General features: G+C 68.3%; 9 protein-coding genes. 2 read left to right on the plus strand and 7 right to left on the minus strand.

The genetic code is table 11. From position 1 onward, the window contains the following. Positions 1-65 precede the first annotated feature (65 nt). On the plus strand, positions 66-1,328 hold the full coding sequence (locus tag DI276_RS29990) for a PucR family transcriptional regulator ligand-binding domain-containing protein (protein WP_112269452.1): 1,263 nt from the start codon (positions 66-68) through the stop codon (positions 1,326-1,328). Here DI276_RS29990 and DI276_RS29995 read toward each other — a convergent pair. Beyond that, positions 1,325-2,137: an intradiol ring-cleavage dioxygenase gene (locus DI276_RS29995; RefSeq protein ID WP_112269973.1), complete on the minus strand. Its 813-nt coding sequence runs from the start codon at positions 2,135-2,137 to the stop codon at positions 1,325-1,327. The two genes, DI276_RS29990 and DI276_RS29995, sit on opposite strands and share 4 nt — an antisense overlap. A 110-nt stretch (positions 2,138-2,247) precedes the next feature. Here DI276_RS29995 and DI276_RS30000 point away from each other — a divergent pair, with 110 nt between their 5' ends. Next, positions 2,248-2,793, plus strand: a complete 546-nt coding sequence (locus tag DI276_RS30000) for a histidine phosphatase family protein (protein WP_112269454.1) — start codon at positions 2,248-2,250, stop codon at positions 2,791-2,793. Here the strand turns inward: DI276_RS30000 and DI276_RS30005 are convergent. From DI276_RS30005 to DI276_RS30030, 6 genes are read right to left on the minus strand one after another with little or no spacing between them, the layout of a single operon-like run. Beyond that, entirely contained in the window at positions 2,790-4,079 is a 1,290-nt protein-coding gene (locus DI276_RS30005) for a PEP/pyruvate-binding domain-containing protein (RefSeq protein ID WP_112269456.1), read from the minus strand. The two genes, DI276_RS30000 and DI276_RS30005, sit on opposite strands and share 4 nt — an antisense overlap. Continuing rightward, positions 4,076-4,678 carry a transcriptional regulator gene (locus DI276_RS30010; RefSeq protein WP_112269458.1) on the minus strand — a complete coding sequence of 201 codons (603 nt, stop codon included), beginning with the start codon at positions 4,676-4,678 and terminating at the stop codon, positions 4,076-4,078. Before DI276_RS30010 ends, DI276_RS30005 begins: the two co-directional genes overlap by 4 nt. After that, positions 4,675-5,727 carry a TetR/AcrR family transcriptional regulator gene (locus DI276_RS30015; RefSeq protein ID WP_112269975.1) on the minus strand — a complete coding sequence of 351 codons (1,053 nt, stop codon included), beginning with the start codon at positions 5,725-5,727 and terminating at the stop codon, positions 4,675-4,677. The genes DI276_RS30010 and DI276_RS30015 overlap by 4 nt, the downstream gene beginning before the upstream one ends. A gap of 40 nt (positions 5,728-5,767) precedes the next feature. Beyond that, on the minus strand, positions 5,768-8,146 hold the full coding sequence (locus DI276_RS30020) for a TIM-barrel domain-containing protein (RefSeq protein ID WP_112269460.1): 2,379 nt from the start codon (positions 8,144-8,146) through the stop codon (positions 5,768-5,770). Then, on the minus strand, positions 8,143-9,531 hold the full coding sequence (locus tag DI276_RS30025; protein ID WP_112269462.1) for a glycoside hydrolase family 28 protein: 1,389 nt from the start codon (positions 9,529-9,531) through the stop codon (positions 8,143-8,145). The genes DI276_RS30020 and DI276_RS30025 overlap by 4 nt, the downstream gene beginning before the upstream one ends. Before the next feature lie 11 nt (positions 9,532-9,542). Beyond that, a complete protein-coding gene (locus tag DI276_RS30030) occupies positions 9,543-10,967 on the minus strand; it encodes a glycosyl hydrolase family 28 protein (protein ID WP_198680991.1) in 1,425 nt (474 codons plus the stop codon). Positions 10,968-11,094 lie beyond the last annotated feature (127 nt).

Below are 11,094 nucleotides of genomic sequence, written 5' to 3' on the forward strand. Positions count from 1 at the left end.
TGGTCAACGCAGTGCGCAGTGTCTGAAATGGCGATCTGTACGCCTCGGGCTGTACAAATTGGCACATGCCCATCACGCTGCGGGAACTCGCCGTGTCGCTCCGGCTGCCGGTGCTCGCCGGGGACGTGTCGAGGCCGGTCGGGTGGGTGCACGGGACGGAGCTGGCGGATCCGACGCCGTTCCTGGAGGGCGGTGAGTTGTTGCTGACCACCGGCCTGAGGCCGCTGAGCGATGACTACGTGGAACGCCTGGTGGATGCGGGCGTGGTCGGGCTGGGATTCGGCACCGGGCTGGGGCACGACGTCGTGCCGCCGGCGTTGGTGGAGGCGGCGGCCGCGGCTGGTCTCGGGCTCGTCGAGGTGCCGCGCGAGGTGCCGTTCATCGCGATCAGCAAGGCGGTGTCCAAGGCTCTCGCAGCGGACGAGTACGCCGCGCTCACCCGGACCAGCGAGGCCCAGCGGGCGCTCACCAGAGCTGCGGTGCGGTCAGGAGTGGCCGGGGTGGTGCGGCGGCTCGGCCAGTGGATCAACGGCTGGGTGGTGTTGCTGGATGCGACAGGGCAACCTGTTCACGCGCACAACCCGCGCACGGTTCCCGGCCTGACCGCCGAAGCAGCGAGGCTGAGAACTGCGGGCGGCCTGGCCAGCGCCGCGTTCGAAACCGGCGGCTGGCACGTGTTCCTCCAGGCGCTCGGCAGCCGGGCCAGGGGAGTGCTGGCGGTCGGCACACCCGGCCCGCTCGACTCCTCCGACCTGAACATCGTCAACGCCGCGGCCTCCCTGCTGACCCTCGCGCTCGCCCAGAACGACGCCGTCGACGCCGCCCACCGGGAACTGCGCACCGGCCAGTTCCGGCTGCTGCTCGCCGGACTGCCGGTCGACGGCCTGCCCGAACGCTTCCGCGTGTTCCTCGTCGACGAACCGCCGGAGCAGGAGGTGTTCTGGGCGGAGCACGACGGGCAGATCGTCGTGCTGGCGCGCGAGTTCGACGGCTTCGCATCGTCCGAAGTGGACGCCACCGAGGTCGCGAGAGGACTGCGCGAAGCCCGGCAGGCGTGCAAGGCCGGCATCCGGAGGTTCGAGGACCTCGCCGGAAGACTGGAACTCCCGGACGGGTTCGCCGACGCGCTGCTCCGGCCGCTCGACGAGGAGACCCGTGCAACTCTGAAGGTCTGGCTCGCTCACCACGGTGCCTGGGACCCGGCCGCGACGGAACTGGGCGTGCACCGGCACACGCTCCGAAACCGGGTCCGCAAGGCAGAGCAGGCACTCGGGCGCTCGCTGGACTCGCCCGGCCTGCGCGCTGAGCTGTGGCTGGCGCTCGCCTAGTCCACCGCGAAGGTGAGCGAGGCGGTGTAACCGGACTGGGTGTTCCCCGACATCGTGGCCATCTGCTGGTCGACACCGTCCCGGAACACCATGTCCTGCCTGAGGGAGGTCCGCGCCATGTTCTGGACGCTCGTCGTGTACCCGGTCGTGCCGTAGACCTCCTTGCAGGTCGCCTCCGGCAGTGCGAGCTGCGAGGTCGTGACCTTGTTGCCCGCGCTCGTCGCCGCCGCGAGGGTTGGGTAGACCTCGAAGTGGATGTGCGGCCACCGTCCCGAGTAGGCGCCGGGGAAGACGCTGACGAACTTCAGCTTGCCGTTGGAGTCCGCCTCCTGGACGCCGCGCAGGAAGTTCTCGTTCTTCACGCGGTCCGAGTACATCGAGTAGTCGCCGTTGATGTCGCAGTGCCACAGGTAGATGGCGGCACCGGCGTACGGCTTGCCGTCCTCGTGCTGAACCGTGAGCTCGATCGTCAGCGGAACACCCTCGGCGGTCCGCGTGGACGAACCGAAGCTGGAGCGGATGTCCGAACGCACGACGCCGCTCTGGGCCAGCGCGTTCGGGCCGTTGGAGCCGTCGCCGGGGAACGGGCCGGCGGTCTCTTCGGGAATGGCTTCCATCGGGCTGCCGGCGGCCGCCGAAGAGCCGCTGGTGGTGGAGGTGGTCGTGGTCGTCGAGTTCGAGGTCGTGGTGGTCGACGGAGCACAGGCCACGAGAGTGAGGCCTGCGCCGCCGAGCAGCGACAACGCTCGCCTGCGCCCGACGAGGGTGGCGAGGTCGAACTGGAGGCCGCGGTCGTGGTTGTCCGTCATGTGCATCAGATTGCGGCCGTTTTCTGTGAGTCGCCTGTGGAGCGCCTGTCAGAACGCTACGCACCACTGGGATGTTGAGAACATCTGGATGTCCTGAGTATCTTGATGGCATGGCAACTCGGCACTTGTACGTGGCGCGGCATGGTGCTGCGGATCCGTTCGGCGAGCTCACCGAGGTGGGGCGACGGCAGTCCGAACTGCTGGGTCAGCGCCTGGCCGGTCTGCCGATCGATGCCGTGTGGCACTCGCCGCTGGCCAGGGCGGTGCGGTCCGCGCAGATCATCGGCGGTTGTCTGCCTGGAGTGGTTGTGCGGGAAGCGGCCGAGCTGATCGACCACGTGCCGCACGTGCCGGACGAGATTCCGCCGGGGTGGGCGGGTTTCTTCGACGGGTACGACGCTGCGGAGGCCGCTGCGGGTGCACGGGTCGCCGACGCGTTGATCGGCCGGTTTGCGCGGCCCGCCGACGCCGAGACCCACGAAGTGCTTGTCACGCATGCGTATTCGGTTGCCTGGCTGGTGCGGCACGCCCTCGACGCTCCACCGGCGCGGTGGCTGGGACTGAACTGCGGCAACACCGCGCTCACGGTGATCGAGTACCGCGCCGGCCTGGCGCCCACGTTGGTGTCGTACAACGACATGGGGCACTTGCGCTAGCGCCGCAGGACGGCGTGGGCGGCAGTGAGTCGTTGGGCCTCGTCGCGTTCCGAGTGATCGCCCGACACGTCGTCGGCCCAGCTCAGCAACCGCTGGAGGTGCGCGTCCGCCGTGGTCGTCACGATGCGAGGCTCGCCGAGGACGACCTCGCCGCTGGTCCCGTCGATCGTGACGAGAGTGCCTTCGCTGAGCACGAGTTCACCGACTCCCACGACGGCGGGTTTTCCCATCGCCCTGGCGACAACGGCGGCGTGGCTGGCCGGCCCGCCGCGCGCGGTGAGGATGCCGGTGGCAGCGGCCAGGCCGCGCATGTCGTGCGGCGAGGTTTCGGGGCGTACCAGGATGACCGGGCCGTTCATGCGCACCGCTGCCTCCGAGGTGGTCGCCACCCGGCCGGTCGCCACCCCTGGACAGGCACCCAACCCTCTGGCCAGCACGTTCTCGTCCGGTGCGATTCGGGGCGTGCGGACGTGCTGGAGGTGGTGCGGCGAGACCCTCAGCAACGCTTCGCGGCGGTCGATCACGCCTTCGTCGGCGAGGTCGGTGGCGACTCGGATCGCGGCGGCACCACCGAACTTGCCCGGCCTGACCTGCAGCAGCCACAGTTCGCCGGACTCGTAGGTGAACTCGACGTAGCACGCGTCGCGGTAGTGCGCCTCGACCCGGCTCAGGGCGTCCAGCAGACCCGACCACACCGCCGGTTCCCGCTCGGCCAAGGCGCTCAACGGCAAAGTTTGCGACCTTCCGGACACGACGTCGTCGCCCTGGTGTCCAAAGAGGACATCGCCGAACGGGACGTGCGCGCCGGTGTTGGGATCGCGGCTGAACGCGACCCCGGTGCCGCTGTGCTCGTCGCGGTCGCCGAACACCATCCTCTGCACGATGGCGGCGGTACCGAGGTCGTGCGGGATGTCGTGCAGTTCTCGGTACGTCTGAGCACGTGGCGTGTTCCACGAGGAGAACACGGTCTCCACCGCCGAGAGAGCAGCGGCAACGGACGTGAGCTCCAGGTTGAGGATCGTGTTCATCATGCCGGGCATCGACACCGGCGCCCCAGAACGAACGGACACGACGTCGAAGCCGGCAACGGCCGCAGCGAGCTCCTCGTCGAGCCCGTCCGGAAGGCGTCCGTCGCGGAGGTACGCCCGGCAGGTCTCGGTGGTGACGACAAATGCGGCGGGTACCGGCAGTCCGAGCCGGTGCAGGGCGACGAGGCCGTGTGCCTTGCCGCCCAACAGGTCCGCCGACTCGTCGACATCGGCGGAGAGCTGCCGAATCCACTTCACCGGGGAATTCCCAGCGTGGCGAGCAGATCTTCGTGCAGCTCTGCCCAGATGGCGTGGTACGACGAGGTGCTGTCGGCCAGTTCCGCCAGCTCGCCCGACTTGGTGCGGTCGAGGGCTTCAGCAAGGCGCACCCGGTAACGGCCGAACCGGCGCAGCGCAACGGAAAGCTCGGCGCAGACGACGGCGGCACGTCGGTGGAAGTCGGCGAACCGGTTGAGGACGCGGGCGTCGTAGGACGGGTCGCGGTGGTCGTTGGCGATCATGACACCGTCGACGGACCGGAGCTGCCACGCCGTGCAGAGGTCGAGCAGTTCCGGGTTGAGCACGAGAAAACCGTCGAACGCCGCGGTCACGGCGGGACGTGCGGCGGCCGACTCCAGCTCGTCGGTGATCCTCTTGACGTCCTCCGCCTTGCCCGCCTCGGTCAGGCTCCACACGCCGAAGTCGGCGTTGCGCGTGACGAGTCCGGCGACGGCGAGGTCGATCAGCTCGGACTCGACGTCCGGCTCCTCGAAGCCCGTGGTCGCCGCCAGCCGGGTGAGCCCGGCGGTGCCGACGCAGCGCAAAGCGTGCAGCACCAGCAGATCCGGCGCGCTCACGGCGTGGCCTTCCGGGCAGCCGACACCGCGTGGCCGGCACCGCGGCCACCGGAGCGGGCGACGATCACGCCGTCCTGCACGCGCACCGCGGCCTCGGTCTCGTCACCGGGATCCGTGACCCCGAGCGCCGACGCCACCGAGGCGTCGTCGAGAACCAACCGGACGCGCTGCCAGACCTCGGGCGCGAACACCCGTCGCAGGCAGCCGACGAGGTCGGTGACCCTGAGCCGGACGAGGCGGCCGGTCTCGGCGGGGTCGCCGGTGACCACCACGATCGTCACCTGCTCGCCGGAACGGACGGCTTCCTCCGCGGCCCCCAGCCGACGGGCGCCCAGCACCGTGATCAGGCCGTCGGAAGCGAGGTCGATCTCCTGGCCGCTGAGCTGGTCGACGAGCCCGGCGGGCGGGTCCCAGGTGTCCGCGCACGGCGTTGCCGGGGTGACGAAGGGCAGGTGCGGCGGCGCCCAGGTGTCCCCGAACTTGATGCCGGCGAGGTGCCGGCACGCGTGCGTCAGGTCGAAGGGATCACCGAACCCCGGCGCGACCTCGGCCCGGTGACTCGCGCCGTCCAGCAGCGTGAGCGCAACCGAGGCCAGCCGCACCTGGCGCGCCGGCTCGACCGACTCCAGTGCGATGGCCAGCAGCAACGCCTCCAGCCGGGCGACCTGTGCCAGCACCTCGCGTGAGTGCTCGTCGTCGAGCACTCCGTCCAACGAGCGCAGCTGGAGGCGCCCACCCCACGCCGTGCCGCCCAGCGGCAGCCGCTCGAGCCAGACCCTGGCGAAGTTCTCCAGCGCGTCGTCCACCGTTGCGGGCGGTGCCGCCAGCTCACCAGCGGCGGCCTCGACCACCTCGATCAGCACCGCCAGGTACAGGGCGCGTTTGCCGGGGAAGTTCGAGTACACCGCGCCACGGGTCAGTTCGGCCCGGTCTGCGATGCGGTCGACCTTCGCCAGCGCGTAGCCGTGCTCCGTGAACTCCGCCTTCGCGGCTGTCAGCACGGCTACGCGCGTGCGTTCCTGCTGTTGTGCTCGTGTCAGCCGAACCATGAACATCAGGATACTCACAAAATCCAGATGTTCAGAACATCTAGGTCAGGCTGAGCAGCACGGTGCTGGAGCCGTGTCGGGGATTGAGCTTCAGCACCGTGCCGCCGAACGTGCCGGGCGTTGAGGAGAGGGACGCCCAGCCCGTCGTCTTGCCGCGCAGTTCCTCGACGGTCGACGCCGGCAGCGGCTTGCCGTCGATGACCACGCGTTTCACTCCGGAAGGCACCATCAGCTGCGACTCGGCCGGCGCGCCCCGCAGCGTCACGAGCAGGTGTTTGCCGTACGACTTCACCCGGAGGTTGCCGAACCTGCCATCCGCAGTGGGGGAGACGAGCCAGCCCGCGCGGTCCGTGCGGCCCAGGTCGTTCACGCCCCAAGCCCGAGACCAGACGTCGGGCGTGCGGAAGTTGAACGGCATGGCCGCGGACGCCCGCAGGTACAGCGGGAACTCGTCCAGCGACGCCTCGCGCGTGACAGTCCTGCCACCGGGCACCCGAGCACCGGAGTAGAGGTCGATCCACTCGCCGGGAGGCAGCCACACGTCGACCGGCGTCGGCTTGCCCGCCGCACCGTCGGCCTCGGCCCGGTCCGCCACCACCGGAGCCGCGAGCAGATCCGGCCCCACCATGAACTGCTGGTCCGCCTGCCACGCCTCCGCCGAAGCCGGATACTGGAACGCCATCGGCTGCGTGATCGGCGTGCCGTCCTGCGAAGCACGAACAGCCTGCGCGTACAGGTACGGGAACAGCTCGTAGTGCAGCACGGCGGCGCGCCGGAACCGTTCGAACGTCGCCGCGTCGTACACCCACGGCGTCGAGTTGCGGCCCGAGCTGCCGACCTGGAACACCGGCGTCACGGCGGACTGCTGCGCCCACCGCACGAACAGCGACTCCGACGGGCCGCCGCCGAGGTTGCGGTAGCCGCCGATGTCCGAGCCGTGCACCGGGTGGCCGGAGATCCACGAGTTGATGCCGCGCCGGTTCGTGAGCCGCAGCCCGTCGAAGCTCATGTCGGCGTCGGCCTGCCAGAAGCCGCGCAGCAGCGTGGGCATCCCGTCGCCACCCGCGCGGAACAACGTCGTGTAGTTCTCGCCGTGCACCTTGCGCAGCATCTTCACGACGGATTCCGCGTACAGCAACGGGTACTGGTTGTGGAGCAGCGTGCCGGGCCCACCGGCGAACTGAGTCTCCTCGAAGTTGTGCTCCTCGCCCCGGTCGCCCTTCACGAAGTTGACGCCCATCCGGAACACGGCTTCCAGCCGAGCCTCGTAATGCCCCCGTGCCACCGGGTTCGTGAGGTCGATGTCCCACACGTTCGTCCGGTCAGACTGCGCAAAGGAACCGGCGGGGTAGTCGTGCGGGCATTCCTTTCCGTCGGACATCTTGTTCAGGAACGGCGCTACCCACACGCCCATGTTCACGCCACGAGAGCGCATCCAGTCGATCGTGCCCTGCGCATCGGGGTACATCGTCTTGTCGAACTTCAACGCGCCGATGCACGCGTAGGTCGGCCGGGCGCCCACCGGCCCCTGCTCCCACGGGTTGTCGACCCAGAGCGTGTCCAACGGGACACCGCGCGCCTGGAACTGCTTGACGTCCTCGACGACCTCGTCGGAGTGGTTGTACTTGTCCCGCCACTTCGTCAGCGCGAACTGCCGCGCGGGCGGCAGGGTCGGCGTGCCGACGCGCTTGAAGTACGCCGAGTTGACCTGCGCCGGCGAGCCCGCGTAGACCTCGTAGTCGAGCCGCGAGGTCTTGAAGCACAGCTGGATCCGGTCCGGCACACCGAAAGCGACCGGACAAGGCGCCGGCTTGTCCGCGCAGTGGTCGTCGGCGAGCGCACCGGGGAACGCCGTCCTGCCGATGGCGCGGGTGTCCGCGTAGACGCCGTAACCCTTGCTGGAGATGAAGAACGTCGACGGCGCGCCGTTCTTGTTGCACTTGCCGAAGTTCGAGGCGCCGACGAACACAGCCTTGTTCAGCAGCACACGGCGTTGCAGGTCAACGAACATCGTGTGCGCGCCACCGCCGAGGAAGTGCTCCTCCAACGACCCGGTGAGGTTCGTCGACACCTGAGCCACGCCTGCGGAAGGCTCCAAAGTCCAGCCCACCCGCAGGCCGCGGTCGGTGCGGGTCACGACCACGGAGGCGGTCCTGGACGCCTCCGTGGTCGCCACGACGTACCGGATCCCACCAGGAACCCGTCTCTGCGCGACGACCTTCGTCAACGAGTGCTGCGTGCCGTCCGCGAGCCGGTAGAACGTCTCGCGCTGGCCGGTCAGGGTCCGCCTGCCGTCCTGGAAGTCCAGCGCGAACGGTGAGTCGACGGCCTGCCACGACAACCCCCTGTGGGCCGTCGCGATCGGCGAACCAGCGGAAAGCCCGGCAGCGACCAGCAGAAGCGCCAGCAGGAACCTCACGCCGGCACCACCCCGTTGATCGTCGTGTTGCGGAACACCAGGTTGTCGGTGTTCTCGATCAGGTTCGGCTCGGCGATCCCGGTGAACGTAGAGTTCGAGATCAGCACGTTGCGGATGTGGGACTGCGGGAACCCGCGGAACGTCGCCGCGACCCGGCCGCCGTTGATCCGCATCCGGTCGATCGTCAGGTTGTTGATCTGCGGGAAGAAGCCCTTCGTGCCGCCGTTCTGGTAGAACATCGACACGAACAGGATCTCGCGCTCGACGTTCTGGCCGAAGATGTTGCGCAGGTGCACGCCGTCGATCACGCCGCCGCGGTCCTGGTTGGTCTTGATGTAGAGCGCGTGCTTGATCGGGTACCGGCCGGGGTAGTCCGGCGCGTTGATCTCGCAGTCGCGGCAGAAGACCTTGGACACGCCGCCGGACATCTCGCTGCCGACCGTGATCCCGCCCCAGCGGCCGGAGAACTTGCAGCGCTCCACCACGATGTGGGTGGACGGGATGCCGACCCGCCGTCCGTCGGCATCCCGTCCGCACTTCACCACGACGCAGTCGTCGTTGGTGTTGAACTTCGAGTCGTGCACGTGCGCGTAGGAGGACGAGTCGAGGTCGACACCGTCGCCCTGCGAGTTCGTCGAGTAGATCTCGATCCGGCGCACGGTGATGTTCTGCGAGAACACGAAGTGCAGCGACCACATCGCGGGGTTCTTGATGAGCACGTCTTCCACGAGCAGGTTCCTGCAGCGGAAGAACTGGATCATGTTGGGCCGCATGTTCTTGCCGACGCCCATGATCCGTTCCTCGACCGGCTTGCCCTCCTCGCCCCACTGCCGCAGCAGCGCGGTGGAGCCGGCGCGCCACTCCGGCCACGGGCCGTTGGTCGCGTCGCCGTCGATCGTGCCGCGACCGGTGATGGCGATGTTCTTCTGCTCGAACGCGTAGATGAACGGCTGGTAGTTGTAGCAGAGCGTGCCCTCCCAGCGGGTGAGCACGAGCGGCAGGTAGTCGTTGGGGTCCGTGGAGAACTTGATCGTGGCGGCCTCGCGCACGTGGAGCTCCACATTGGACAGGAGTCTGATGCCGCCGGTGAGGAACGTGCCCGCGGGAACGACAACACGTCCCCCACCGGCTCGGTGGCACGCCGTGATCGCGCGGTGGAACGCCTCGGTGTTCTTCGTGAGGCCGTCACCCTTCGCGCCGTACGCGGTGACGTCGTAGTCCTTCCTGCGGAAGCGCGGTGGGCAGATGCGCGCCAGGATGCGCGGAACTTCCCGCCACGGGTCCCGGCCCAGAGCGGGTTCGGCAGCCGCAACGCCTGCAGGGAGCAGGAGACCAGCGGCCGTCAGGCCGGACACACGCGCGAAATCACGACGTGACAAGGACACAGGGCTTCTCCTCAGACCTTCTTGCCGTTGATGGTGACGTTGGTGAAGGTGGTGCCGTCCGCGTTCTTGATGCTGGGCTTCGCGGTCGTGACGTTGGTGAACGTGCTGTTGGAGATCGCCAGGTTCTTGATGTGCGACTCCGCCAGGCCGTCCAGGGTGACCGCCGTCTTCTTGACGCCGTTGACGGTGAAGCCGTCGGCGGTGATGTTCTGCACCTTGGGGTTCACGATCGGGCCGAAGCCGGGGCCGGTGAGGCTGTAGTTCAGCGTCACCATGATCGCCTCGCGGTCGACGTCGGTCGCCTTGATGCGCCGGGCGTGGATGTTCTCGACGGTGCCGCCGCGCCGCTTGTTCGTCTTGATGTACAGCACGTGGAAGGGCTTGTACGACGAGCCCTTCTTCACCGTGCAGTCCTGGAAGAACACGTTGCGCACGCCGCCGGACATCTCGCTGCCGACGGTCAGCGCGCCCCAGCGGCCTTCGAACGAGCAGTTCTCGATGACGATGTTCTCGCTCGCCACGCCCACCCTGCGGCCGTCGATGTCACGACCGGCCTTGATGGCGATGCCGTCGTCACCGCAGTCGAACCGGCAGCCGGTGATGTGCACGTACTGCGAGGCTTCGGGGTCGCAGCCGTCGACCATGCCGCCGCGGCTGTAGACGAAAATGTTGCGGATCGTCACGTTGGTGCACAGCACGGGATGCACGTTCCACATCGCCGAGTTGCGCAGCTGCACGCCCTCGACGAGGACGTTCCTGCACTCGTAGAGCGTCACCATGTTCGGCTTGAGGAAGTGGCCCATGCCGAACTTCCGCTCGGTCACCGGCCGGTTGTCCACGGCCTGCTTCTGCAGCGCCTCCCAGTCCGGCTGGCGCTTCTTGTCGTAGTCGAACCACGGTCCGGACGGGCCCTGGCCGTCGATCAGGCCGGGCCCGGTGATCGCGATGTTCTCCGCCTTGCGGGCGTAGATGAACGACGAGAAGTTCATGCACTCGATGCCCTGCCACCGCGTGTAGACGAGCGGGAAGTCCTTGGGATCGGTGGAGAACTTGATCGTGGCGCCCTCGGACACGACGAGGTTGACGTTGCTCAGCAGGGTGATCGCGCCGGTGAGGAAGCTGCCCCTGGGCACGACCACCTGGCCGCCGCCCGCCTTGTTGCAGGCTTCGATGGCCTTCTTGAACGCGTCGGTGTTCTTGGTCTTGCCGTCACCCTTCGCGCCGTAGGCCGTGATGTCGAACTTGGCGGTGGGGAACGTGGGCGGCACGATCTTGGCGAGGATTGCGGGCACCTGGTCCCACGGCGACTCGGCCATCGGGATCGCGGCGTGCTCTTCCGCCGCCGCCACTGGCGCGTTCAGGAACGAGCCCGACAACATCGTGACACCCGCGGTGGCACCGGCGACTTTGAGGAAGTCGCGGCGGTTGGTCTCCATCGGCCGTCCTTTCGCGCGCATGCGTTGGTACAACAGCGAGCGGCGGCGGCGAGTTCACAACGATGAAACGCAGTTGTAAACCTTTTCAATCGATGTCTACACCCGTTTCCGGCCCCGCGTCAACGGC

The organism is Lentzea terrae (genome assembly GCF_003265345.1).
GTDB lineage: Bacteria > Actinomycetota > Actinomycetes > Mycobacteriales > Pseudonocardiaceae > Lentzea > Lentzea terrae.

What these genes read in the sequence shown, in the direction of transcription:
- DI276_RS29995 (WP_112269973.1), bottom strand. Translation starts at nt 2,137, where the DNA reads ATGACGGACAACCACGACCGCGGCCTCCAGTTCGACCTCGCCACCCTC.
- DI276_RS29990 (WP_112269452.1), top strand. Translation starts at nt 66, where the DNA reads ATGCCCATCACGCTGCGGGAACTCGCCGTGTCGCTCCGGCTGCCGGTG.
- DI276_RS30015 (WP_112269975.1), bottom strand. Translation starts at nt 5,727, where the DNA reads ATGGTTCGGCTGACACGAGCACAACAGCAGGAACGCACGCGCGTAGCC.
- DI276_RS30000 (WP_112269454.1), top strand. Translation starts at nt 2,248, where the DNA reads ATGGCAACTCGGCACTTGTACGTGGCGCGGCATGGTGCTGCGGATCCG.
- DI276_RS30030 (WP_198680991.1), bottom strand. Translation starts at nt 10,967, where the DNA reads ATGGAGACCAACCGCCGCGACTTCCTCAAAGTCGCCGGTGCCACCGCG.